The sequence below is a fragment of the Cellulosimicrobium funkei genome (assembly GCF_900155925.1).
Lineage (GTDB): Bacteria > Actinomycetota > Actinomycetes > Actinomycetales > Cellulomonadaceae > Cellulosimicrobium > Cellulosimicrobium funkei.
Map to the genome: position 1 here is coordinate 278095 of NZ_FTMI01000006.1, position 24390 is coordinate 302484.

Genomic DNA, 24390 nt, shown 5'->3' on the forward strand with positions numbered 1-24390 from the left:
TGCGTACGCTTGACCTCGCGCGACGGTCACGACGGCGACGTGCGGACGGCCGTCCCGCGGCCTCCGGACGGCGCGGGAACGGCCGGGCGCAGACCCTCGTCCCCCACCGCGAAGGATCTCCATGCCCGTCCTGCGAGCCGTGCTGTTCGACCTCGACGGCGTCCTCACGCCGACCGCCGAGCTCCACATGCGCGCCTGGGAACGGCTGTTCGCGCCCTACTGCGCCGCGCACGGCCTCGCCCCGTACACCGCCGCGGACTACTTCGCGTCGATCGACGGGAAGCCCCGGTACGACGGCGTCGCGACGTTCCTCGCGTCGCGGGGCGTCTCGCTGCCGCGCGGCGAGGTCACGGACGCGCCGGGGGAGTCCACCGTGTGCGCGCTCGGCAACCGCAAGGACGAGATCGTCAACCGCATGTTCGCCGAGGAGGGCATCGCGCCGTACCCGGGCTCGGTCCGGTTCCTCGACGCCGTGACCGCGGCGGGCGCGTCGGTCGCCGTCGTGTCGTCGTCGCGCAACACGCCCGCCGTCCTCGCGGCGGCCGGGCTCACGCACCGGTTCGCGGTCGTCGTGGACGGGAACGTCGCGGCGCGCGAGCACGTCGCCGGCAAGCCCGCACCGGACACGTACCTGTACGCGGCCCAGCTCCTCGACGTCCCCGCCGCGGAGGCCGTCGTCGTGGAGGACGCGCTGTCGGGCGTGCAGGCCGGCGCGGCCGGTGGGTTCGGGCTCGTGCTCGGCGTCGACCGCGGGGTGGGCGCGGACGCGCTGCTCGCGCACGGGGCCGACGTCGTCGTGGCCGACCTCGGCGAGCTCGACGCGACGGTCCTCGACCGTCCTCGCGCGGCGACCGCCGACGCCGTCCGTCCCGCCGTGACCGCCCCCGCCGACGAGGAGGCGGGCGCGTGATCCGCCGGACCGCCGACGAGCGCGGCACCGTGGACCGCCTGCGCTTCCCGGCCGACCCGTGGCGGCTCGTCGAGTCGCAGTTCTCCGCGGAGGACCTCGGCGTCACCGAGACGCTGTTCGCCGTCGCGAACGGCTACCTCGGCATGCGCGGCAACGTCGAGGAGGGCCGCGAGTCCCACTCGCACGGCACGTTCGTCAACGGCTTCCACGAGACGTGGCCCATCCGGCACGCGGAGGAGGCGTACGGCTTCGCGCGCGTCGGGCAGACGATCGTCAACGTGCCGGACGCCAAGGTCATCCGCCTCTACGTGGACGACGAGCCCCTCCTGCTGCCCGTCGCGGACCTCATCGACTACGAGCGCTCGCTCGACCTCCAGGACGGCGTCCTGCGGCGCGAGCTGCTGTGGCGCACGCCGTCGGGCAAGCGCGTGCAGATCCGCTCGCAGCGCATGGTGTCGTTCGTCGAGCGCCACCTCGCCGTCATGACGTTCGAGGTCACGCTCCTCGACGCGGCCGCGCCCGTCGCGATCTCGTCCCAGATCCTCAACCGCCAGGACGGCCAGGACGAGTACCACGTGCGGTCCGCGTCGCTGGGGGAGGGCTTCGACCCGCGCAAGACGAACCAGTTCACCGGCCGGGTGCTGCAGCCGCAGACGCAGTTCGGCGACGACGAGCGCCTCGTGCTGTCCTACCGCTGCACCAACTCCGGCATGACGCTCGCCGTCGCGGCCGACGACCTGCTCGAGACCGAGAACGAGTGGGACGTGCGCACGCTCGCCGAGGACGACCTCGCGAAGCACGTGTTCCGCGTGCACGCCGAGCCCGGGCGGCCGATCCGGCTCACCAAGCTCGTCGCGTACCACACGTCGCGCGGCGTGCCGTCGCGCGAGCTCGTCGACCGCTGCCGGCGCACGCTCGACCGGGCGCGCGAGACCGGCGTCGAGGCCCAGCTCGCGCTCCAGCGCGAGTGGCTCGACGACTTCTGGGCCCGCTCCGACGTCGAGATCCCCGGCCAGCCGGGCGTCCAGCAGGCCGTGCGCTGGAACCTGTTCCAGCTCGCGCAGGCCACGGCGCGCGCCGAGGGCAACGGCGTCCCCGCGAAGGGCCTCACCGGCTCCGGGTACAGCGGGCACTACTTCTGGGACACCGAGATCTACGTCCTGCCGTTCCTCACGTACACGAGCCCGCGGTACGCGCGCAACGCGCTGCGCTTCCGCTACCAGATGCTCGACGCCGCCCGGCGCCGCGCCGCGGAGCTGTCGCAGAAGGGCGCGCTCTTCCCCTGGCGCACGATCAACGGCGAGGAGGCGTCCGCCTACTACGCGGCCGGGACGGCGCAGTACCACATCGACGCCGACGTGAGCTACGCGCTCGTGCAGTACGTGCGTGCGACGGGCGACGAGGACTTCCTGCGCCGCGAGGCCGCGGACATCCTCGTCGAGACGGCGCGCATGTGGGAGGACCTCGGCTTCTGGCGCGCCAACGGCGACGACAACTTCCACATCCACGGCGTCACCGGGCCGGACGAGTACACGACCGTCGTCAACGACAACCTCTTCACGAACGTCATGGCGCGCTTCAACCTGCGCGCCGCGGCGTACGTCGTCGAGCGCATGAAGGCCGACCACCCCGAGGACTACGCGCGTCTCGTGGACCGGCTCTCGCTCGGCGCGTACGAGGCCGCGGAGTGGGTCCGCGCGGCCGACCACATGTCGATCCCGTACGCCGAGAGCATCGGCATCCACCCGCAGGACTCGCACTTCCTCGAGCGCGAGATCTGGGACCTCGCGCACACGCCCGAGGACAAGCGGCCCCTCCTGCTGCACTACCACCCGCTCGTCATCTACCGCTACCAGGTGCTCAAGCAGGCCGACGTCGTGCTCGCGCTGTTCCTCCAGGGGCAGCACTTCAGCGCCGAGGAGAAGCTCGCCGACTTCGAGTACTACGACCCGTTGACGACGGGCGACTCGACGCTCTCGGGCGTCGTGCAGTCCATCGTCGCGGCCGAGGTGGGGTACCACGAGCTCGCGCTCGAGTACTTCGTGTCGTCGATCTTCGTCGACCTCGCGAACCTGCACGCCAACGCGTCCGACGGCGTGCACGTCGCGTCCGCGGGCGGCACGTGGTCCGCGCTCGCGTACGGGTTCGGCGGCATGCGCGACTCGGAGGGCGACCTCACGTTCGACCCGCGCCTGCCCCAGGAGTGGGAGTCGCTCACGTTCCGCGTGCAGTGGCGCGGCTCGCGGCTGCGCGTCACCGTGCTGCCCGACGCGATCGAGCTCGACGCCGAGACCGGCGACGGCGCGCAGGTCGTCGTGCGGGGCGAGCAGGTGAAGGTCGTCCCGGGCGAGGTCGCGCGCGTCGCGCTCGACGGCCAGGGCCCGGTCAGGCCGGGCCGCCCGAGCCTGCGCGCCCTCTCCGGCAACCGCCGCGAGGACGGCACCCTCATCACCGCGACGGTGCCGCACTCCTGAGGCCGGCCCGCACCTCGCCGACCAGGTGGTCCTGGCGCGTCCGGTCTCGCGGACGCGCCAGGACCGCCTGCTCGGCCCGGCGGGAGCGCCCGGTCAGCCGAGGCGCTCGGCGAGGAAGCGGTAGTGCACCGCGGCCATGTGCGCGGCCTGGGCGTTGTTCGCGGCGCCGCCGTGGCCGCCCTCGATGTTCTCGTAGTACGTGACGTCCTTGCCCTCGCCGAGCATCTTCGCGGCGAGCTTGCGCGCGTGGCCCGGGTGGACGCGGTCGTCCTTCGTCGACGTCGTGAACAGCACGGGCGGGTACTCGCGCTCGGCGTCGAACAGGTGGTACGGCGAGAACGTGCGGATGAACTCCCACTGCTCGGGGTCGTCCGGGTCGCCGTACTCCGCGGCCCACGACGCCCCGGCGAGCAGCTTCGTGTAGCGGCGCATGTCGAGCAGCGGCACGCCGACGATGACGGCGCCGAACAGCTCGGGGTACTGCGTGAGCATGTTGCCGGCGAGCAGGCCGCCGTTGGAGCGGCCCTCCATCCCGAGGTGCTCGGGCGTGGTGATCCCGCGGACCACGAGGTCGCGCGCGACGGCGGCGAAGTCCTCGTAGGCGCGGTGCCGGTTCGCCTTGAGCGCGGCCTGGTGCCAGGCGGGCCCGTACTCGCCGCCGCCACGGATGTTCGCGACGACGTAGACGCCGCCCTGCGACAGCCACGCGCGGCCGAGCGCGCCGGAGTACGCGGGCGTGAGCGAGATCTCGAAGCCGCCGTACCCGTACAGGAGCGTGGGCGCGGTGCCGGTGCCGATGCCGGTTCCGGTACCGCCGTCGCCCGCCCCCGCGACGAGGTCCGCGCGGCCCACGACGAAGTACGGCACGCGCGTGCCGTCGTCGGACGTGGCGAAGTGCTGCGCGACCGTCATGCCGTCGGCGTCGAAGAAGGCGGGGTTGGACTTGACGACCTCGGGCGCGCCCGCGTCGCCCGGGTGCTCGCCGAGCGACAGCAGCGAGAGGGTCGTCGGCGTGAGGTAGTCGGTCGTGACGAGCCAGAGGTCGTCGGTGTCGACGGGGTCGACGGCCCCGACGGCGACCGTGCCCAGCGCGGGCAGGCCCGGGATCTCCGAGCGCACCCACGGCGCGTCCGCGGCCTCCTGCCCGACGGCGCCACCGGCGTCCGGCGGCGTCAGCACGTGCAGCCGGTTCTTCACGTCGTCGAGCACGTTGACGACGAGGTGGTGGCGCGTCCACGTGGCGCCGGCGAGGGAGGTCGTCGCCGTCGGCTCGAAGAGCACGGTGAAGCCGCGGTCGCCCGCGAGGAAGTCGTCGAACCGGGCCGCGAGGAGCGACCCGGCGCGGTACGTCGCGCCGCCGACGGTCCAGTCGTCGCGCAGCTCGACGAGCAGCCACTCGCGCCGCACGCCGACCTCGGCGGAGTCGGGGACGTCGATCTTCGTCAGGCGCTGCTCGGGCGTGCCGGTGCGCTCGGCGAGGTAGAGCTCGTCGGAGTAGAACGCCTTGGAGCGGTGCACGAAGTCGCGCTCGAACCCGGGCGCGTGCGAGCGCCAGGCCGAGATGTACATGTCGTCGTCGGTGCCCTCGTAGACGGTCACCGCGGCGTCGAGCGGGGTGCCGCGCGTCCAGCGCTTGACCACGCGCGGGTACCCGGACGGCGTGAGCGTGCCCTGGCCGAAGTCGGTGAAGACGTAGACGGTGTCGGCGTCGATCCAGCCGAGCGAGCCCTTGGCCTCGGCGCGGTGGAAGCCGCCGTCCTCCGGCGCGACGAACCGCTTCTCCACGAGGTCGAACTCGCGCGTGACGTCGGCGTCGGAGCCGCCGGGGGAGAGCTCGACGAGCGCGTGCCGCCACGGCTCGCCCGCGGCGAGCTGCTCCGGCGTCGGGCGCAGGACGCTCGCGCCGTGCCAGACCCACGACTCGCCCTCGGCCGCGGCGAGCGCGTCGAGGTCGAGGACGGTCTCCCACTCCGGGTCGTCGGTGCGGTAGGACTCGAGCGTCGTGCGCCGCCAGACGCCGCGCTCGTGCTGCGCGTCGCGCCAGAAGTTGTAGTACCGGTCGCCGATCTTCGAGACCTCGGGGATCTTCGCGTCGGAGTCGAGCACCTCGCGGATCGCGCGCTCGGTCGCGGCGAACTCGTCGGCGGTCTCGAGCGTGTCGGCGACCTCGGCGTTGCGGGCGCGGACCCAGGCCAGCGCCTCGTCGCCCTCGACCTCCTCGAGCCAGAGGTACGGGTCGTGGGGGGTGCCGTCGGGTCGGTCGGTCGCGGCGCGGCTCTCGGTCGCGGGCGAGGGGCTCGTCGTCTGCTCGGCGGTCATGGTCACCCACCCTACGGCGCGCGGCCCGTGGTGCGGAGGTCACGAGGAGGCGGGGACCTTCGGCCCGCATCGGGGCTCGACCCTTGTGGGCACGAGCGCCTTGTGAAAACCTTCACAAGTAGAGAGACCGCCGAAGGAGCCGGGGCATCCCGGCCCCGGCACACCCGCGGCCGACGCCCGGCGAGGTCGGGCACCGGAGGGGACGCATGAGCGCGAAGAGCGCCAGCACGAAGGTCGAGAACCGCACCGAGGACACCCGCACGACGCACGAGATCGACGTCCTCGTCGAGCGGGCCCGCAAGGCGCTCGACCAGTACATGAGCCTCACGCAGGAGGACGTCGACCGGATCGTCCTCAAGGCGTCCGTCGCCGGCCTGCACCAGCACGGCCACCTCGCGCAGATGGCCGTCGCCGAGACCGGGCGCGGCGTCTTCGAGGACAAGGCGACCAAGAACATCTTCGCGTGCGAGCACGTGCCCAACTCGATGGCGAACCTGAAGACGGTCGGCATCATCGGGCGCGACGAGCTCACGGGCGTCGTCGAGATCGCCGAGCCCGTCGGCGTCGTGTGCGCCGTGACGCCGGTGACGAACCCGACGTCGACCACGATCTTCAAGTCGCTCATCGCGCTCAAGACGCGCAACCCCGTGGTGTTCGCGTTCCACCCGAGCGCGCAGCGCTCGTCGGTCGAGGCGGCCCGCATCGTGCGCGACGCCGCGGTCGCGGCCGGCGCGCCCGACGACTGCATCCAGTGGGTCGAGCACCCGTCGATCGAGGCGACCAGCACGCTCATGCACCACCCCGGCGTCGCGCTCATCCTCGCCACGGGCGGCAACGGCATGGTCCGCGCGGCCTACTCGGCCGGCAAGCCGGCGCTCGGCGTCGGGGCCGGCAACGTCCCCGCCTACGTCGAGAAGAGCGCCGACCTCGGCCGCGCGATCAACGACGTCGTCATGTCGAAGGCGTTCGACAACGGCATGGTGTGCGCCTCGGAGCAGGCGCTGATCCTCGACGACGTGATCTACGACGACGCGATGCGCGAGCTCGCCCGCCTGCACGCCTACCGGGTGACGCCCGCCGAGAAGGCGATGCTCGAGCGCCTCATCTTCGGGGTCGAGGCGAACGGCACGAACTGCGCCGGGGCGAAGCTCAACCCGAAGGTCGTGGGCAAGTCGCCCGTGTGGATCGCGCGCGAGGCGGGGTTCGAGGTCCCCGACGACACGTCGATCATCCTTGCCGAGATCGACGACGTCGGCCCCGACGAGCCGCTGAGCCGCGAGAAGCTCACGCCCGTCCTCGCCGTGCTGCGCGCGCGTGACACCGAGCACGGCGTCCGCATGGCCGAGCGCATGGTCGAGCTCGACGGCCTGGGCCACTCGGCCGCCATCCACACGTCCGACGAGGCGCTCGTCGAGCGTTACGGGTCGCGCGTGAAGGCCGTGCGCGTGCTGTGGAACAGCCCGACGTCGCTCGGCGGCATCGGCGACATCTACAACGCGCTGCTCCCGTCGCTCACGCTCGGCTGCGGCAGCTACGGCGCGAACTCGGTGTCGAACAACGTGTCGGCGGTCAACCTCATCAACGTCAAGCGGATCGGGCGGCGCAACAACAACATGCAGTGGTTCAAGGTGCCCGCCAAGACGTACTTCGAGCCGAACTCGATCCAGTACCTCGCGCAGATGCGCGACGTGCACCGCGTCACGATCGTCACCGACAAGGTCATGAGCCGCATCGGCGTCGTCGACCGCGTGCTCGACGTCCTCGCCCGCCGCGAGGAGAAGGTCGCGATCCAGATCATCGACGCGGTCGAGCCGGAGCCGAGCGTCGGCACGGTGAACCGCGGCGCGGAGTCGATGCGCGACTTCGAGCCCGACACGATCATCGCGATCGGCGGCGGGTCGCCGATGGACGCTGCCAAGGTCATGTGGCTGCGCTACGAGCACCCGGAGATCGAGTTCTCCGACATGCGCGAGAAGTTCTTCGACGTGCGCAAGCGCGCGTACAAGTTCCCCGAGCTCGGGGGCAGGGCGAAGCTCGTGTGCATCCCGACGTCGTCGGGCACCGGCGCGGAGGTGACGCCGTTCGCGGTCATCACCGACCCGGAGACGGGCTTCAAGTACCCGCTCGCCGACTACGCGCTCACCCCGACCGTCGCCATCGTCGACCCCGTGCTCACGGACACCATGCCGGCGAAGCTCGCGGCCGACTCGGGCTTCGACGCCCTCACGCACGCGACCGAGGCGTTCGTCTCCGTCTACGCGAACGACTTCACCGACGGGTTGTGCCTGCAGGCGATCAAGATGGTCTTCGAGCACATCGAGGACTCGGTCACGCAGGGCGCGGCGGCCCCGAAGGCCCGCGAGAAGATGCACAACGCGGCGACCATCGCGGGCATGGCGTTCGGCTCGGCGATGCTCGGCATCGTGCACGCCATGGCGCACACCGTGGGCTCGACCTTCCACCTCGTGCACGGGCGCACCAACGCGGTGCTCCTGCCGCACGTGATCCGCTACAACGGCCAGGTGCCCACGAAGCTCACGAGCTGGCCCAAGTACGAGCGCTACGTGGCCCCGGAGCGGTTCCAGGAGATCGCGAAGCACCTCGGGCTGCCGGCCTCCACCCCGGAGGAGGGCGTCGAGTCGTACGCGAGGGCGGTCGAGGAGCTGCGCGCCAAGGTGGGCATCGAGGCGACGTTCGCCGCGCAGGGCGTCGACGAGCGGGCGTTCATGAGCCGCCTGGACGACCTCGCGCTCCGGTCGTTCGAGGACCAGTGCGCCCCGGCGAACCCGCGGATGCCGGTCCTGGAGGACATGCGCGACATCCTCGTCGCGGCCTACCGCGGCAGCAGCCGCGAGGTCGTGCGGGCAGAGCGTCTCGCGGCCCACGAGGGCGCGAGCACCGAGGACGGGCAGGCGGCGACCCCGCCTGCCGGGAGCGTGGCGGCCGGCTGACCCTTCCCGGCCCCACGAAACCCGGAGCCCGACGGCGCGAGTCCCCTTCCGCCGTCGGGCTCCGTCGTGTGACGAGAGGGCCCGCGATGTGCTATCTATGAGTAGCACGCGTCGCGCGGGCGCCCCTCGCGGAGCGGGGGAGGGGGTCGTTCGAGAACGGGGTGATACCGATAAGTCTGTAGACCGAGGAGTAGCGCTGGGTGACGGTTGCACGCGTGCAAGGAGATCTGCAGCGCGCGCTGGGTGAGAACCTGCGGACCCTCCGGGTCGGCCGCGGGATGAGCCAGGAGGACTTCGCCGAGTTCCTCGGCGTCCACCGGACGTACATGGGCGGGGTCGAGCGCGGGGAGCGCAACCTGACCCTCCGCTCGGTCGAGAAGCTCGCCGAGCGGCTCGACGTCGACCCCGTCTCGCTCCTCCGTCCACCGCCTTCGTAACGGCGCGGTCCGGCGTGTCGGACGCCCCCGGCATCATGGTCCCGTCGCCGGGGAGGTGATCGGCATGACCGACGTGCTCGACAGCACGACAGGGGGATCAGCAGTGTGGGCTTCGCCGCTCGGGAGGCCGTCCTGGCAGGTGGACGACTGCCCGCCGTGGTGCGTGGCCGTCCACGAGGAGGGCGACCACCCGCACGACCGCAAGCACCTCGGCCCGGAGCTCACGGTGCCCGCCACGACCCTCGCGGCGCACGCGTCGCCGGACGGCGTGCACCGGGACGAGCGGTCGGCGTCGGAGCTCGTGGTGTCGCTCCACCGCAGGGACGGGTCGCACGACACGTGGGTCTACGTGGGCGACGGGTTCGAGCAGCGCCTCGAGGTGCTGCTCGGCGACATGTGGCGCATCGTCGAGGCGTTCGGGCGCACGGTCGAGGGCCTGCCCCCGGAGGCGTGAGCCGGGCTCAGGCCGTGCCGCCCGGCCGCACGAACCCGGCCTCGTACGCGAGGATCACGAGCTGCACCCGGTTCGTCAGCCCGACCTTGGTGAGCAGCGACCGCACGTGGCTCTTCACGGTCGCCTCGGTGAGGTGCAGCTCCGCCCCGATCTCGCGGTTCGACAGGCCGCGCGCGACCGCGAGGAGGACCTCGCGCTCGCGCGGGGTCGCCGCGTCGAGGCCGGTGACCGCGGACCCGGTCTCGACGGCGTCGGAGGCCGCGAGCGGCGCCTGCCGGGCGAGCTCGACGTAGGTCGAGATGATGCGGCCCGTGACCGCCGGGTCGAGCAGTGAGTCGCCGGCGTGGACGCGGTGCACGGCGTCGACGAGCGACTGCGGGTCCGCGTCCTTGAGGAGGAACCCGGCGGCGCCCGCGCGCAGCGCGCCGTAGACGTACTCGTCGTCGTCGAACGTCGTGAGGACGAGCGTGCGCACCGCCGCGAGCTCGGGGTCGGCCACGATGCGCGCGGTCGCCTCGATGCCGTCCAGCCGGGGCATGCGCACGTCCATGAGCAGGACGTCGGGGCGCAGGGCGCGCGCCATGGCGACCGCCGTCTCCCCGTCCCCGGCCTCGCCGACGACCGTGACGTCCGGCTCGTTGTCGAGGATCATGCGCAGGCCCAGGCGGATGGTCGCCTGGTCGTCCACGACGACGACGCGGACCGGCGTCGTGCCCGTGCCGGGGGCGCTCACGCCGCCGCCCGGGGGACTCGCGCCTCGACCGTCCAGCCGCCGCGCCCGTCCGGCCCGGCGGACAGCGCGCCCCCGGCCGCGAGCGCCCGCTCGCGCATGGAGGTCAGGCCGTGGCCCTGCCGCCCGTCGGTGCTCGGCAGCGGCGGTCCGGCGTCGTGGACGCGCAGGCGCAGGTCGCCCGCACGGTCGGTCAGCGTCACGGTCACGTCGTGGGCGAGGGAGTGCAGCAGCACGTTGGTCAGGGCCTCCTGGGCGATGCGGACGACGGCGAGGCCGGACTCGGCGCTCGTCGCGGGCCACGGGTCGGGGAGCGTGAGGTCGACGGCGCGCCCGGCGTCGCGCAGGCGGCGGGCGGCCGCGCGCAGCTCGTCCGCAGCCCGGTCGCCGTCGGGCGTCGGGGCGAGGGCCGCGGTGCCGCCGTCGGCCTCGGTGCCGCGGCGCAGCACCTGCACGACGGACCGCATCGCGGTGAGCGCCTGCTTGCCCTCGTCGGCGATCCACCGCACGGCCTCGGCCGGCGCGTCCGGGCGGTTCGCCGCGACGCGGTCCGCCGCCTGGGCGCGCACGACGATCGCCGACATGTGGTGCGCGACGACGTCGTGCAGCTCGCGCGCGATCCGCGTGCGCTCGGCGAGCACGGCGCGCTCCGCGAGCTCGGCCTGGAGCGCCTGGAGCTCCGCGTTGCGCTCGCGCAGGCTCTCGGACGTGAGGGCGAGGCGGCGAAAGAAGTACCCGGCGGCGACCGCGACCAGCACGAGGGCGAGCGCGAGGACGACGTCGGAGGGGGAGTTCGCGACCCAGAGCTCCTCGACGAAGAAGGGCCGGGGCGGCAGGACGAGGCCCGGGCGCCCCGCGAGCTGCAGCGCGAACGCCGCGAGGCCGGCGCCGACGGTCGCCAGGACCGGCGGCACCGCCCCGGACCGGGTCGCCGCGAAGGCCGCGATCATGAGCGGCACGAGCTCGAACGGGGTCTGCATGATCCAGGGGATCGCGAGCGGGTAGAGCGTGACGGTGCCCCAGAACAGCGGGCCGGGCGCGACGCGCCGCAGCGCGAGCGCGAGCACGATCCCCAGCCCGGCGACCCGGTACGAGTCGGGGAAGCGCGGGTACCAGTAGTCGCCGCGCTCCATGACCATGACCACGCTGAACCACACGGCGCCCGCGACGAGCGCGGTCGCGAGGTCCTGCGCCCACACGGGCAGGCGGGTCGTCGGGGGCACGCGTCCACGGTAGCCGGGGCGGGTCGTGCGCGGCACCGCCCCGGGTGGGAACCCGGCCCGTGCGGCCTCCGCCCCAGGGCGGAACGACGTCGGGCCGGGGGCGGACGCTCCCCGCCCGGGTGCACCGCACGGCGGGGTCGAGGAGTCGCCGTCGGGTCGATGTGGCGCGAGGTCCCCGCGGGCGAGCCTCGTCCCATGACCACGACACCCCTGCGCCCCACCCCGCCCGCCCGCCACGTCCCGGGGCCTCGCGGCCCGCGGCGCGTCGCCCGGACCGTGCTCGGCGTCCTCGCCGTCGGCGCGCTCGGCGCGGCAGGCGCGCTCACGTACCTCACCGTGACGACGCACGACGGCGACGCCGTCGCCGACCCGTCGCCCACGTTGCGCCCCCAGACCGCGACCGGGCTGGACCCCGAGCTCGAGCGGCGCTTCGACGAGGCGCGGGCCGCCGCAGACGCCGAGGGGGTCGAGCTGACGCTCACCTCGGGGTGGCGCACCGCGGCGGAGCAGGAGCAGCTCGTCGAGGCGGCGCTCGAGCGCTACGGGTCGCCCGAGGAGGCCCACCGGTGGGTGCTCCCGCCCGAGGCCTCCGAGCACGTCGCGGGCCTCGCGATCGACGTCGGGCCGACGGACGGCGCGCTGTGGCTCGGCGAGCACGGCCCCCGGTTCGGCCTGTGCCGCACGTACGCGAACGAGATGTGGCACTTCGAGGCCGCGACGGAGCCGGGCGGGACGTGCCCGCCGATGCACGAGGACGCCTCGCACGGCTGGGGGTGAGGGCCCGCCGGGGTGCGGTCCGGGGGCGGCGGATGTGGGCGGTCCGCGCGATGATGTGCGGGTGAGCGAGAGCACCCCCGCGACGTCAGCGCCGACCCCCCCGACCCCGACGGACGAGGACGTGCCCGCGGCGTCGTCCGCCGCCGAGCTCGACGAAGCCGCGGCGCAGCGGCGCTGGGCCGAGCTCGTCGCCCAGGTCGAGGCCGACCAGCGGGCCTACTACGAGGAGGACCAGCCGGTCTCGTCCGACGCGGAGTACGACGCGCGGATGCACGAGCTGCAGGCGCTCGAGGCCGCGCACCCCGCCCTCCAGACGCCCGAGTCACCGACGCAGCGCGTGGGCGGCCGGGCCGCGGCCGGCTTCGCGACCGTCCAGCACCTCGAGCCCATGCTCTCGCTCGACAACGCCTTCAGCGCCGAGGACCTCGCCGCGTGGGCGGCACGCGTGCACCGCGACCTGGGCGTGGCCGCGGACGCCGAGGTGGACTACCTGTGCGAGGTCAAGATCGACGGCCTCGCGATCGCGCTGCTCTACGAGAAGGGCCGTCTGGTGCGGGCCGCCACGCGCGGCGACGGGCGCACGGGCGAGGACGTGTCCGCCAACGTGCGGACGATCCCGAGCATCCCGCAGCGCCTCGCCGGCGACCCCGCGACGCACCCCGACGTCATCGAGATCCGCGGCGAGGTGTTCATGGGTGTCGCGGACTTCGCCGCGCTCAACGAGAAGCTCGTCGCCGCGGGCCAGGCGCCGTACGCGAACCCGCGCAACACCGCGGCCGGGTCGCTGCGCCAGAAGGACCCGGCCGTCACCGCGAGCCGCAACCTGCGCATGTACGCGCACGGCGTCGGCGCGCTCCAGTGGGAGGCCGGCGAGCACGCCGAGCTCGCGCGGCAGTCCGACGCCTACGCCCTGTTCGAGCAGTGGGGCGTGCCGGTGTCGCCGCACAACCGGGTCGTGCACGGCCTCGACGAGGTCATGGAGCGCATCGCCTACTTCGGCGAGCACCGGCACGACATCGAGCACGAGCTCGACGGGATCGTCGTCAAGGTCGACGAGCTCGCGCTCCAGAGGCGGCTCGGCGCCACGAGCCGCGCGCCCCGGTGGGCCATCGCCTACAAGTACCCGCCCGAGGAGGTCAACACGCGCCTCCTCGCGATCCAGGTCGGTGTCGGCCGCACGGGCCGCGCGACCCCGTACGCCGTCATGGAGCCGGTCAAGGTCGCGGGCAGCACGGTGCGCCAGGCGACCCTGCACAACCAGGACGTCGTCCGCGCGAAGGGCGTGCGCATCGGCGACATGGTCGTGCTGCGCAAGGCGGGCGACGTCATCCCCGAGATCCTGGGCCCGGTCGCGGCGCTCGCGGACGACGGCTACCCGCGCGAGGACTTCGTCATGCCCGCGGACTGCCCGGAGTGCGGCACGCCGCTGCGCCCCATGAAGGAGGGCGACGTCGACCTGCGCTGCCCCAACGCCGAGTCGTGCCCCGCCCAGGTGCGCGGCCGGGTCGAGCACATCGGGTCGCGCGGGGGGCTCGACGTCGAGGTGCTCGGCGAGGTGACGGCGGCCGCGCTCACGCAGCCGCTCGAGCCGGCCGAGCCGCCGCTGCGCACGGAGGCCGGGCTGTTCGAGCTGAGCGTCGAGCAGCTCGTCCCGATCCGGGTCGTCGTGCGCGACTCCGAGACCGGGCTGCCGCGCGAGTACGACGGCACGGGCGAGCCGGCCGAGATCACCATGCCCGACGGCTCGACCGCGACCGTCAAGTCCGTGTGGCCGTTCCGGAAGAAGCGCAAGCTGTCGAAGGCCGCGGAGCGTGAGGCGATCGAGGCGGGGGAGCCGCTCTTCGAGGCGTCGACCAACGCGACGAAGCTCGTGGAGGAGCTCGAGCTCGCGAAGACGAAGGACCTCTGGCGCATCCTCGTCAGCCTGAACATCCGGCACGTGGGCCCGGTCGCGGCGCGTGCCCTCGCGGACTGGTTCGGCTCGCTCGACGCGATCCGGGCCGCGACGCGCGACGAGCTCGCCGCGGTCGAGGGCGTCGGGCCCGTGATCGCCGACCAGGTCGTCGAGTGGTTCACCGTCGGCTGGCACGTCGAGATCGTCGACCGCTGGCGGGCGGCCGGGGTGCGCTTCGAGATCCCCGACCACCCCGGCCCCGGCGCGCGCCAGGAGCCGACCGGTCCGCTCGCCGGGCTGACGGTCGTCGTGACGGGATCGCTCGAGGGGTTCAGCCGCGACGGCGCCAAGGAAGCCGTCATCGCGGCGGGCGGCAAGGCGTCCGGGTCGGTCTCGAAGAAGACGGACTACGTCGTCGTCGGGGCGAGCGCCGGCTCCAAGGAGACGAAGGCCCGCGACCTCGGGCTGCCGATCCTCGACGAGGAGGGCTTCGTCGCGCTCCTCGCCGGAGGGCCCGACGCCGTGGCCGACCGCCTCGGTGCGGGCCCGGCGTCGGACGACGCGGGCGACGCCCCGGCCACGGACGGCGGGGGAGAGCCCGGCGCGGACGGCTGAGCCGCGCGTCGGGCCGGGCGCCTACGATGCTCCGGTGCTCGACGCCACCACCGCCCCGTCCCGGACCCTCCCGACCCTGCGTGGCGCCCACCTCGTGGGCTCCGTGAACCTGCCGACCGCGCGCGAGACCTTCCGGGCGGTGGGGGAGCGCCTCGGCGACCACGTGCGCCGCGTCCCCGACGGGGAGGTCGGCGAGCGGTTCCACTGGATCCTCTTCCAGGGCGAGCGGTTCTCCGCCGTAGACGGCCTCGCACGCGTCCCGGTGGACCCGGTCGTCGTCGCGGGGTTCGATGTGCGCCCGCACGTCCTCGACGGCTCCGTCGACGCGGCGGACCTGCGGTTCGGCCCGCTCGGCTACGCTGACGCGGCCCTCGCCTCGTTCGCCGACTTCGTCGCGCTGCGCGAGGAGGGGGCACTCCCGGCCGGGGCCCGCTTCCAGGTGTGCCTGCCCTCGCCGCTCGCGCCGGTGACGGCGTTCGTCGCGCCCCAGGACCGCGCGGCGGTGCACCCGGCGTACGAGGCCGCGCTCGTCCGCGAGCTCGCGGCGATCACCGCCGCGATCCCCGCGGAGGACCTCGCGGTCCAGGTCGACCTCGCGACCGAGTTCGCGTTCGTCGAGGGCGCGAACCTCGGCGGCGGGGCCGCGCGCGCGTGGTTCGACGCCGAGGCCGGGGGAGACGAGGACGTCGTCGCGGGGTGCGCGCACCGGGCCGCGGCGTTCGCGCGGCACGTGCCCGCCGGGGCCGAGCTGGGGTTCCACCTCTGCTACGGCGACGTCGCGGAGAAGCACTTCGTCGAGCCGACGGACACCGCGAACCTCGTCCGCGTCGCGAACGCCCTCGTGGAGCACCTCGACCGGCCGGTCCAGTGGGTCCACCTGCCCGTCCCGATCGCGCGCGACGACGTCGCGTACGTCGCGCCGCTGGCGGACCTGCGCCTGGACCCGGCGACGGAGCTCTACCTCGGGCTCCTGCACCACGAGGACGGTGTCGAGGGCGCCCGCCGTCGGCTCGCCGCGGCGGCGTCGGTGCTCGGCGACCGTCCGGTCGGCGTCGCGACGGAGTGCGGCTTCGGCCGCGGCCCGAGCGAGCGCACCACCGGCCTGCTCGACCTGCACGCCGCGGTGCTCGCGGCGGTCTGACGCCTCAGCCCCCAGGCCGCCGGGCGACGACCTCGCGCAGCCGCGCGACGCCGTCGGGCGGGACGGGGAGCGACGGCCCGCGCGGGGGAGCGGTCGGCATGCCGAGCAGGGTGGCGAGAGCGTGGAACCCGCTCACCGGGCGCAGGTCGGCGAGCGCGGCGGTCAGGTCGTGCAGCCAGCGGGCGACCCGCGCGTCGGGCACCGCGCGCGCGGTGCGGGCGCGGCGGAGCGCGACGTACTCCGCCGGGACGAGCGCGGCGAGCCCGGTGTGCCAGGCGTCGGCCGGCTCGGCGCCGCGCACGAGAGGGACGTCGCCGCTCAGCCCGACGCTCACGCCGAGGCCGTCGGTCGCGGCCCGCAGCTCGGCGACCCGCCCTCCGGGTCGCGCGGGCGTCGACGCCGCGTCCTTGACCGCGACGACGTTCGTCGTGCGGGCGAGGTGCGCCAGGGCGCCCGGCGTGAGGTCGTACGCGGTCTGGACGCTGCGGTTGTAGAAGCACACCGGCAGGTCGACGTCCGCCGCGACCGCCTCGAACAGCGCCACGACCTCCGCCTCGTCGAGCGGGAGGTAGGAGAACGGCGCGAGCACGAGCCCGTCGGCGCCCGCGTCGCGCGCGGCACGGGACCGTGCGAGGACCTCGCGCGTCGACGCGCCGCTCACGGCGACGTGGACGGGTACGGCTGTGGGGCCCGTCGACCCCGCGGCCACGGCCGCCCGCACGACGGCGTCACGCTCGTCCGGGTCGAACGTGACCCCGGCGCCCGACGACGCGAGCACCACGACGCCGTCGACCCCGGCCCCGGCGGCGTCCCGGACCAGGCGGCCGAGAGCGTCGAGGTCGGGGGCGTCGTCGTCGGTGAGGGGCGTGATCGGGTAGGCGAGCAGGCCGCGGAACGCGGTCATGCGCGCGGGCTCAGCGGCTCGCCCAGAGGATGCCGCGCTCGACGATCGTGCGGATCGGAGGCACCTCGAGGTCGGCGAGCTGGTGCCCCGCCGCGCACACGAAGATGCGCCCGGCGCCCCAGCGTCGCGTCCACACGGCGGGGGAGACGACGGGCTCGTGCCACGGGTCGCCGTCGCGCGGGAGGATCGTCGTCGTCGCGAGGACGTCGTTGTACGAGTCGGCGAGCACCCAGTACTGCTCCGAGTGCAGCGCGATCGAGTCGATCCCCGCGACGATCGGGTGGTCCCCGCGCTCGGGCACGATCTCGATCGTGTGGTCCACGAGGTCGTGCGCGTGGGCGGCGAACTGCCCGCCCACCATCTGCAGGTAGTCGGTGGCGAGCCGGAACGAGTCGACGATGCCGCCGTGCCAGCCCGCGAACCCGGTGCCGTTCGCGATGGCCGTGCGCAGGCCGCGCATCTCGTCCGGGAGGATCTCGCCCATCGTCCAGCACTGCACGACGAGGTCGAGGCTCGTCATGAACTCCTCGTCGGCGTACGCCTCGAGCGACCCCTCGAGCGTCACGTCGTAGCCGGACGCCTCGAGGAACGGGATGAACAGCTCGGCGGCCTCCTCGGGTGCGTGCCCGGGCCACCCGCCCCGGACCACGAGCGCTCGACGGTTCCGCTCGGTCATGACTCCTCCTCGTGCTTCGTCACACTCGTCGCGCCCGCGCGCGCGGGCAGCGGCCCCCGTCGACCGCGCTCAGGCGATGAGCGCGTCGATCGCTGCGGGCGAGAGTACGTGATCGACGGCCATGGCGCTCGCACCGAGCACGCCGGCCTGACCTCGTGCCTGCGAGGTGACGATGCGCAGGTGCTGCGTCGCGAGGGGCAGCGAGCGCTGGTAGACGATCTCGCGGATGCCCGCGATGAGGTGCTCGCCCGCCTCGGCGACGATGCCACCGATGACGATGAGCGAGGGGTTGAGCAGGCTGACGCACGCCGCGAGCACGGAGCCGATGTCGCGCCCGGCCTGGCGCACGGCCTGGCTCGCGGCGAGGTCGCCGCCGCGCACGAGCGCGACGACGTCGGAGCTGGTGGTCGCGTCGAGGCCCGCGGCGGCGAGGGCTGCGGCGACTGCCTGGCCGCTCGCGACGGCCTCGAGGCAGCCCACGTTCCCGCAGCGGCACGGGACGTCGGCGGCGCTCGGGACGGCGACGTGCCCGATGTCGCCCGCGGCGCCCTGCGCGCCGCGCCGGAGCTCGCCGTCGGCGATGATGCCCGAGCCGATGCCCGTCGCGACCTTGACGAAGAGCATGTCGGTGACCGCGGGCCACGCGGTGCGGTGCTCGCCGAGCGCCATGATGTTCACGTCGTTGTCGACGAGCACGGAGGCGTCGAACCGCTTCTGCAGGATCCCGGGGACGTCGACGTCGTCCCACGCGGGCATGATCGGCGGGTTGATGGGCCGCCCGGAGGAGTGCTCGACGGGGCCGGGGAGGCCGACGCCGACGCTGACCAGGTCGTCGATGCTGCGCCCCGTGGTCGCGACGAGCTTCTCGCCGGTGTCCGCGACCCACGACAGGACGACGTCGGGACCGTCCGCGATCGCGAGGGCCGCGTCGGTCTCGGCGAGCACGTTGGACGCGAGGTCCGTGACGGCGAGGCGGGCGTGGGTCGCGCCGAGGTCCACGGCGAGCACGATGCGCGCCTCAGGGCTGAAGGCGAAGGTCACGGGCGGGCGCCCGCCGGTCGAGCTGGCCTCGCCCGCGGGGGCGATGAGGCCGGCCGACATGAGGAGGTCGATCCGCGCGGCGATGGTGGACCGCGCCTGTCCCGTGATCGCTGCGAGGTCCGCACGGGTGCGCGGCTGACCGTCCCGGAGCAGCTGGAACATGTCGCCGGCACCGGTCGGGCGCGGCGCGAACTTCAGCAGTTCCTCCATGGGCACAGTGAATCACGGAGCCTCTCGTCGGTCGTCCGTACCAGGCGGACGAGTCATCGGCTTTTGCTTGACGATCGCCAAAAGGTACCCTACTGTCCCCTCCCAAGGCGACATGGACGTCGTCGAAAGGTGTGGAGGTCCGACGGTGGGCCTCCGGTCCGGGCGACGACCGCCCCACGAGCTCCCCCTGGTCCCCGATCGCACGTCGCATCTTCGGCATCCCTGCTCGTGCAGGGCTTGCCGGACACTATCGCCTCCGCAGCACCCCGTGGCACCCCGGGAGCCGCGGGAGCGTTCCCATTCGGCGATCAGGGCGCGCACACTTTTGTCGGTCACGGAGTGGTAACAGTGGCAAAAGACGACAACCTTATGATTGACGCTCGTCAAAAGGTTCGCTAGGTTCACCGCATGGTCACCGCAGACCCTCCCCAGCCGCTCCTGCAGATGCAGGGCATCGTCAAGGTCTTCCCCGGGGCTCGTGCGCTCGACGGCGTCGATCTCGAGATCCTCCCGGGCGAGGTCCACTGTCTCCTCGGCCAGAACGGGGCCGGCAAGTCCACGCTCATCAAGGTGCTCGCCGGTGCTCACCAGCCCACCGAGGGCCAGATCCTCCTCGACGGCGAGCCCATCACCATCTCCGACCCCGTGGCAGCGCTGAAGCACGGCGTCGCGACGATGTACCAGGAGCTCGACGTCGTCGACGGCCTGACCGTCGCGGAGAACGTCTACCTCGGGCACGAGCTCGCGACCATGGGGTTCTCCCAGCGTCGCGAGGCGGTGCGCAAGACGCGCGAGCTGCTCCAGCGGCTCGGGCACTCGGAGGTCTCGCCGAGCACGGAGGTCGGACGGCTGTCGGCCGCCGGCAAGCAGATCGTCTCCATGGCCCGGGCGCTGTCCCACGACGCGCGCGTCATCATCATGGACGAGCCCTCGGCGGTGCTCGACTCCGAGGAGGTGGGCAACCTTTTCCGTGTCGTCAAGGAGCTGACCAAGGCGGGGGTCGCCGTCGTCTACATCTCCCACCGGCTCGAGGAGATCCGCGAGATCGGCGACCGCATCACCGTCCTCAAGGACGGCCGGACCGTCGCGCAGAACCTCCCGGTGTCCGAGACCCCGACGGCGAAGCTCATCACGCTCATGACCGGCCGCTCGGTCGAGTACGTCTTCCCGGACTCCGACGGCCCGGTGGACGCCGCTCCCGTCGTGCTCGACGTCGCGGGACTGAGCCTGCGCGGCGTGTTCGCGGACGTGTCGTTCCAGGTGCGCGCCGGGGAGATCGTCGGTCTCGCCGGGCTCGTGGGCGCGGGCCGCTCGGAGATCATCGAGACGGTCTACGGGGCGCGCAAGGCGACCGCGGGCACCGTGACCGTCGACTCCACGAGGCTGCGGTCCGGGTCCGTCGCCTCCGCCGTCGGTGCCGGGATCGGGCTCGCGCCCGAGGAGCGCAAGAGCCAGGGCCTGCTCCTCGACGAGCCCGTCTACCGCAACGTCACGCTCTCGACGTTCTCGCGCTTCGCGCGCTTCGGTCTCCTCGACGAGAGCGCCGAGCGCAAGGCGGCCAAGGAGCAGGCCGACTCGCTCGAGCTGCGCCCCACCGGCGTCGACCGGGCCATCCGCACGCTGTCGGGCGGCAACCAGCAGAAGGCGATGCTCGCCCGCTGGCTCGTCCACGGCTGCCGCGTGCTGCTCCTCGACGAGCCCACGCGCGGCGTCGACGTCGGCGCGCGCGCCGAGATCTACGCCCTCATCCGCAGGCTCGCCGACGAGGGTGCCGCCGTCGTCGTCGTGTCCAGCGAGATCCCCGAAGTCCTCGGCCTCGCCGACCGCGTCCTCGTCGTCTCCGAGGGTCGCGTCGTCCACGAGGGGCCCTCGAGCTCCATCGACGAGCACCAGGTGCTCGACATGGTCATGGAAGGAAGTGTCGCGTGAGCGAGCAGCAGGTGTCGGCGTCGATGCCGACGAAGAAGCCGGAGGCCGACGAGTCGGCCCGGGTCGAGAAGGCCGCGGGCGAACGCCGCAGGAGCGGGTTCATGTCCGGCGCCGCGGGGCGGAACATCGGCCTCGTCGTCGCTCTGCTCCTCCTGTGCGTCGTGGGCTTCGCGACGGGCGGCGAGCGGTTCCTGAGCGTCAGCAACCTCATGACCATCCTCAGCCTCGGGTCGGTCGTCGGCGTCGTGGCCATCGGGATGACCTTCGTCATCACGACGGGCGGCATCGACCTCTCCGTCGGCTCGGTGCTCGGCCTGGCGTCCGTCTGGGCGACGACGCTCGCGACGCAGTCGTACGGCTGGGTCGTCATGGTGATCTGCGCGCTCGCGGTGGGCATCGGCGCCGGCCTCCTCAACGGCCTGATCGTCGCCTACGGGAAGGTCGTCGCGTTCATCGCGACGCTCGCGATGCTCGTCGCCGCGCGCGGCCTCGCCGAGCTCATCGCGCAGAAGCGCACGCAGATCGTCCAGGTCGACGCGTTCAACGACGTCTTCCGCGGCAACCTCCTCGGGGTCCCGAAGATCGTGTGGATCTTCGCGGTCGTCGCCGTGCTCGGCTGGTTCCTCTTCAACCGCACGACGTTCGGCCGCCGGACCGTCGCCGTCGGCGGCAACGCCGAGGCTGCGCGCCTCGCAGGCATCAAGGTCAAGCGCCACCTCCTGTACGTGTACGCGCTGTCCGGCCTGACCGCGGGCATCGCCGGCGTCATGATCCTCGCCCGCACGAGCGCCGGCTCCTCGACCAACGGCCTGCTCATGGAGCTCGACACCATCGCGGCGGTCGTCGTCGGCGGCACGCTCCTCGCGGGCGGCCGGGGCACGATCGTCGGCACCGTCCTCGGCGTCCTGATCTTCACGACGCTCACGAACGTCTTCATCATCAACAACATCGACAGCTCGGTGCAGCAGATCGCCAAGGGCGCGATCATCGTCGGCGCGGTCCTGCTCCAGCAGCGCCTCTCCCGGCGCACCACCTAGCGACCCCGAGCCCCGCGGCACCCCCGCACCCCGCCGCAGCCGGACGAGTCCCGCACCACCCACACCCCGCCAGTTCCCCTGAGGTTCCACCCGCAGGACAGCATCGAAGGAGATCCCATGTCCGCACGCACCACCCTCCGCCGCCGCATCACGCTCGCGACGGTCTCGGCCGCCTCGATCGCGCTGATCGCGACGGCGTGCACCTCCAACACGCCGCAGGACGAGGGCACGGCCGAGGGCGACGGCGGGGGCAGCGCCAACCAGGCCGTCTCCGACAACGACGCCCCGGGCGACCCGATCGTCATCGGCTTCTCGGCCCCCGCCGCCGACCACGGCTGGATGGGCGCCATCACGACCGCCGCCGAGGCGGAGGCCGCGGAGTACGAGGACGTCGAGCTCCGTGTCGCCGACGGCACGAACGACGTGAACGTCCAGATCAGCCAGATCGAGGGCTTCATCAACGACGGCGTCGACGCGATCGTGCTGCTGCCGTTCGACGGCGCCGCGCTCACCGAGGTCGCGACCAAGGCGATGGAGGCGGGGATCCCCGTCATCAACGTCGACCGTGAGTTCTCCAGCCCCTTCGCCGCCCGGACGACGGTGCTCGGCGACAACTACGGCATGGGCGTGAGCGCCGGCCAGTACATCTGCGAGCAGCTGGGCGACAACCCGGACGCCGTGGTCGCCGAGATCGCCGGCATCGACTCGCTGCCGCTCACGCAGGACCGCAGCCAGGGCTTCGAGGACGCGCTGTCCGACTGCGGCCTCGACGTCGACAACCGCGTCGCCGCGGACTTCACGGTGCAGGGTGGCGAGGCCGCGACGGCCAACCTCCTCCAGGCCGCGCCGCAGATCGACGCCATCTGGAACCACGACGACGACCAGGGCGTCGGCGTGCTCTCCGCGATCGAGAACGCGGGCCGCGACGAGTTCTTCATGGTCGGCGGCGCCGGCTCGAAGCAGGTCATGGAGCACATCCAGGCCGGTGACTCCGTCCTCCAGGCGACGGTCGTCTACCCGTCGACGCAGGCCGCGGACGGCATCAAGCTCGCTCGCCTCGTGGCGCACGAGAAGAACCTCAGCGACCTCGCGTCGTCCGACGTGCCGCGCACGGTCCAGCTCTTCGCGCCCGTCGTGACGAAGGACAACGTCGACCAGTACCTGCCCACCGCGTTCCAGTCCTGACGGACCCGCTGACACCCGTCAGCACGCAGCAGGAAGCACGCGGACCACGCCCACGGTCCGCCCGGGTACCGCCCGGCCGGACCGTGGGCGTGCGCCGTGAGAAGCACGGAAGGAACGTCATGGCAGGAAACGACGGCGCGCAGCTCGGCGTCGGCATGGTCGGGTACTCGTTCATGGGGGCAGCGCACTCGCAGGCCTGGCGGACCGCCCCCCGGTTCTTCGACCTCCCCCTCGACCCGCGGATGCGGGTCCTCGGCGGCCGCAACCCGGAGGCGGTCGCCGCCGCCGCGCAGCGGCTCGGCTGGGAGTCCACGGAGACGAGCTGGCAGGCGCTCGTCGGCCGGGACGACGTCGACCTCGTCGACGTGTGCACGCCCGGCGACACCCACGCCGAGATCGCGATCGCCGCGCTCGAGGCCGGCAAGCACGTGCTCTGCGAGAAGCCGCTCGCGAACACGGTCGCCGAGGCCGAGAAGATGGTCGCGGCAGCCGAGGCCGCCGCGCGGCGCGGGCAGGTCGCGATGGTGGGCTTCACCTACCGCCGCGTGCCGGCGATCCAGCTCGCCCGCCAGCTCGTGGCCGACGGCCGCATCGGCACCGTGCGGCACGTGCGCGCGCAGTACCTCCAGGACTGGATCGCGGACGAGGACGCGCCCCTGTCGTGGCGTCTGGACAAGACCAAGGCGGGCAGCGGCGCGCTCGGCGACATCGGCGCGCACGTGATCGACCTCGCCCAGTTCATCACCGGCGAGCGGATCACGAGCGTCTCCGGCCTGCTCGAGACGTTCGTCAAGGAGCGACCCGTCGCGACGGAGTTCGCCGGTCTCTCAGGACAGGGCGGCACCGAGCGCGGCCCCGTCACCGTGGACGACGCCGCGATCTTCCTCGCCCGCATGTCCGGCGGCGCGATCGGCACGTTCGAGGCGACCCGGTTCGCCTACGGCCGCAAGAACGCGATCCGGCTGGAGATCAACGGGTCGAAGGGCTCGGTCGCGTTCGACTTCGAGGACATGAACGTCCTGCACTACTTCGACGCCGCCGACGACCCGGCCGTCGCGGGCTTCCGCCGCATCGTCGTGACGGAGCCGCAGCACGCGTACGTCGGGCACTGGTGGCCCGCGGGCCACGGCCTCGGCTACGAGCACGCCTTCACGCACCAGGTCGTCGACCTGGTCGAGGGCATCGCCGCGGGGACGCACCCGGCGCCGACCTTCGCGGACGGCCTGGTGGTCCAGCGCGTGCTCGACGCGGTCGAGCGCAGCGCGGCGTCGGGCGGCTGGGTCGAGCCCTAGGTCTCGACCCGCCGTACGGACGGCAGACCGGTCGTCGGCCGCGCGCAGGTGCACGGCCGACGACCGGGACGACGAGAGGAGGTACGACCGCCGCGCTGGCGGCGAGGAAGGTGCCCGGCGGAGCACCGAGACAGTCCGCCGACGAGCCCGGGACGGACGGCAGGCCGATGGCGCCGACCCGGCGGAGCGCA

Annotated in this window: 18 protein-coding genes; 12 read left to right on the forward strand and 6 right to left on the reverse strand. The window is 73.3% G+C overall.

Annotation, left to right across the window (positions count from 1 at the left end; translation table 11 throughout):
- Nucleotides 1-121 precede the first annotated feature (121 nt).
- Together BXA05_RS16055 and BXA05_RS16060 are read left to right on the forward strand one after the other, a co-directional pair.
- Nucleotides 122-910: an HAD family hydrolase gene (locus BXA05_RS16055; protein WP_076406040.1), complete on the forward strand. Its 789-nt coding sequence runs from the start codon at nucleotides 122-124 to the stop codon at nucleotides 908-910.
- Entirely contained in the window at nucleotides 907-3384 is a 2478-nt protein-coding gene (locus BXA05_RS16060) for a glycoside hydrolase family 65 protein (protein WP_043656207.1), read from the forward strand. The genes BXA05_RS16055 and BXA05_RS16060 overlap by 4 nt, the downstream gene beginning before the upstream one ends.
- Before the next feature lie 93 nt (nucleotides 3385-3477).
- Here BXA05_RS16060 and BXA05_RS16065 read toward each other — a convergent pair whose 3' ends face one another.
- Complete coding sequence (locus tag BXA05_RS16065) at nucleotides 3478-5703, reverse strand: prolyl oligopeptidase family serine peptidase (RefSeq protein ID WP_076406042.1); 2226 nt, start codon at nucleotides 5701-5703, stop codon at nucleotides 3478-3480.
- Nucleotides 5704-5909: 206 nt separating this feature from the next.
- On the opposite strand from BXA05_RS16065, the gene adhE reads away from it, so the two are divergent.
- The 3 genes from adhE to BXA05_RS16080 all read left to right on the forward strand — a co-directional run bounded on the left by adhE (nucleotide 5910) and on the right by BXA05_RS16080 (nucleotide 9545).
- Nucleotides 5910-8654, forward strand: a complete 2745-nt coding sequence (gene adhE, locus BXA05_RS16070; RefSeq protein ID WP_076406044.1) for a bifunctional acetaldehyde-CoA/alcohol dehydrogenase — start codon at nucleotides 5910-5912, stop codon at nucleotides 8652-8654.
- Nucleotides 8655-8869: 215 nt separating this feature from the next.
- Nucleotides 8870-9091, forward strand: a complete 222-nt coding sequence (locus BXA05_RS16075; RefSeq protein WP_031315411.1) for a helix-turn-helix domain-containing protein — start codon at nucleotides 8870-8872, stop codon at nucleotides 9089-9091.
- A 64-nt stretch (nucleotides 9092-9155) separates the two neighbouring features.
- On the forward strand, nucleotides 9156-9545 hold the full coding sequence (locus BXA05_RS16080; RefSeq protein ID WP_143311175.1) for a DUF6907 domain-containing protein: 390 nt from the start codon (nucleotides 9156-9158) through the stop codon (nucleotides 9543-9545).
- A 7-nt stretch (nucleotides 9546-9552) separates the two neighbouring features.
- Here BXA05_RS16080 and BXA05_RS16085 read toward each other — a convergent pair whose 3' ends face one another.
- Together BXA05_RS16085 and BXA05_RS16090 are read right to left on the reverse strand one after the other, a co-directional pair.
- Complete coding sequence (locus BXA05_RS16085) at nucleotides 9553-10278, reverse strand: response regulator (protein ID WP_031315413.1); 726 nt, start codon at nucleotides 10276-10278, stop codon at nucleotides 9553-9555.
- A complete protein-coding gene (locus BXA05_RS16090) occupies nucleotides 10275-11498 on the reverse strand; it encodes a sensor histidine kinase (RefSeq protein ID WP_143311176.1) in 1224 nt (407 codons plus the stop codon). Before BXA05_RS16090 ends, BXA05_RS16085 begins: the two co-directional genes overlap by 4 nt.
- A 195-nt stretch (nucleotides 11499-11693) precedes the next feature.
- Here BXA05_RS16090 and BXA05_RS16095 point away from each other — a divergent pair, with 195 nt between their 5' ends.
- From BXA05_RS16095 to BXA05_RS16105, 3 genes are all read left to right on the forward strand, one after another.
- Entirely contained in the window at nucleotides 11694-12275 is a 582-nt protein-coding gene (locus BXA05_RS16095; protein WP_083711966.1) for a M15 family metallopeptidase, read from the forward strand.
- Between the two features lie 61 nt (nucleotides 12276-12336).
- Nucleotides 12337-14784, forward strand: a complete 2448-nt coding sequence (gene ligA, locus BXA05_RS16100) for an NAD-dependent DNA ligase LigA (protein ID WP_082774694.1) — start codon at nucleotides 12337-12339, stop codon at nucleotides 14782-14784.
- Between the two features lie 34 nt (nucleotides 14785-14818).
- The gene (locus BXA05_RS16105) at nucleotides 14819-15925 is read left to right on the forward strand and encodes a hypothetical protein (RefSeq protein WP_143311177.1); all 1107 of its coding nucleotides are present in this window, start codon (nucleotides 14819-14821) and stop codon (nucleotides 15923-15925) included.
- Between the two features lie 4 nt (nucleotides 15926-15929).
- Here the strand turns inward: BXA05_RS16105 and BXA05_RS16110 are convergent, their stop codons facing one another.
- The 3 genes from BXA05_RS16110 to BXA05_RS16120 form a co-directional block, all read right to left on the reverse strand.
- A complete protein-coding gene (locus BXA05_RS16110) occupies nucleotides 15930-16829 on the reverse strand; it encodes a dihydrodipicolinate synthase family protein (protein ID WP_076406049.1) in 900 nt (299 codons plus the stop codon).
- A gap of 10 nt (nucleotides 16830-16839) precedes the next feature.
- A complete protein-coding gene (locus tag BXA05_RS16115) occupies nucleotides 16840-17505 on the reverse strand; it encodes a ThuA domain-containing protein (RefSeq protein WP_021483712.1) in 666 nt (221 codons plus the stop codon).
- A 69-nt stretch (nucleotides 17506-17574) separates the two neighbouring features.
- Nucleotides 17575-18756, reverse strand: a complete 1182-nt coding sequence (locus BXA05_RS16120; protein ID WP_061268728.1) for an ROK family transcriptional regulator — start codon at nucleotides 18754-18756, stop codon at nucleotides 17575-17577.
- A gap of 408 nt (nucleotides 18757-19164) precedes the next feature.
- Between BXA05_RS16120 and BXA05_RS16125 the strand changes: the two genes are divergently transcribed.
- From BXA05_RS16125 to BXA05_RS16140, 4 genes are all read left to right on the forward strand, one after another.
- On the forward strand, nucleotides 19165-20685 hold the full coding sequence (locus BXA05_RS16125) for a sugar ABC transporter ATP-binding protein (RefSeq protein ID WP_061268729.1): 1521 nt from the start codon (nucleotides 19165-19167) through the stop codon (nucleotides 20683-20685).
- On the forward strand, nucleotides 20682-21722 hold the full coding sequence (locus tag BXA05_RS16130; protein WP_061268730.1) for an ABC transporter permease: 1041 nt from the start codon (nucleotides 20682-20684) through the stop codon (nucleotides 21720-21722). The genes BXA05_RS16125 and BXA05_RS16130 overlap by 4 nt, the downstream gene beginning before the upstream one ends.
- A gap of 117 nt (nucleotides 21723-21839) precedes the next feature.
- Entirely contained in the window at nucleotides 21840-22907 is a 1068-nt protein-coding gene (locus tag BXA05_RS16135; protein ID WP_076406051.1) for a substrate-binding domain-containing protein, read from the forward strand.
- Nucleotides 22908-23026: 119 nt separating this feature from the next.
- Nucleotides 23027-24199 carry a Gfo/Idh/MocA family protein gene (locus BXA05_RS16140; protein WP_021479936.1) on the forward strand — a complete coding sequence of 391 codons (1173 nt, stop codon included), beginning with the start codon at nucleotides 23027-23029 and terminating at the stop codon, nucleotides 24197-24199.
- The last annotated feature ends 191 nt before the right edge of the window (nucleotides 24200-24390 follow it).

Bases quoted from the DNA above. Each gene is read 5' to 3' on its own strand.
- BXA05_RS16095 (WP_083711966.1), top strand. From the start codon at position 11,694: ATGACCACGACACCCCTGCGCCCCACCCCGCCCGCCCGCCACGTCCCG.
- BXA05_RS16125 (WP_061268729.1), top strand. From the start codon at position 19,165: ATGGTCACCGCAGACCCTCCCCAGCCGCTCCTGCAGATGCAGGGCATC.
- BXA05_RS16115 (WP_021483712.1), bottom strand. From the start codon at position 17,505: ATGACCGAGCGGAACCGTCGAGCGCTCGTGGTCCGGGGCGGGTGGCCC.
- BXA05_RS16135 (WP_076406051.1), top strand. From the start codon at position 21,840: ATGTCCGCACGCACCACCCTCCGCCGCCGCATCACGCTCGCGACGGTC.
- BXA05_RS16080 (WP_143311175.1), top strand. From the start codon at position 9,156: ATGACCGACGTGCTCGACAGCACGACAGGGGGATCAGCAGTGTGGGCT.
- BXA05_RS16120 (WP_061268728.1), bottom strand. From the start codon at position 18,756: ATGGAGGAACTGCTGAAGTTCGCGCCGCGCCCGACCGGTGCCGGCGAC.
- adhE (WP_076406044.1), top strand. From the start codon at position 5,910: ATGAGCGCGAAGAGCGCCAGCACGAAGGTCGAGAACCGCACCGAGGAC.
- BXA05_RS16110 (WP_076406049.1), bottom strand. From the start codon at position 16,829: ATGACCGCGTTCCGCGGCCTGCTCGCCTACCCGATCACGCCCCTCACC.
- BXA05_RS16065 (WP_076406042.1), bottom strand. From the start codon at position 5,703: ATGACCGCCGAGCAGACGACGAGCCCCTCGCCCGCGACCGAGAGCCGC.
- BXA05_RS16140 (WP_021479936.1), top strand. From the start codon at position 23,027: ATGGCAGGAAACGACGGCGCGCAGCTCGGCGTCGGCATGGTCGGGTAC.
- BXA05_RS16055 (WP_076406040.1), top strand. From the start codon at position 122: ATGCCCGTCCTGCGAGCCGTGCTGTTCGACCTCGACGGCGTCCTCACG.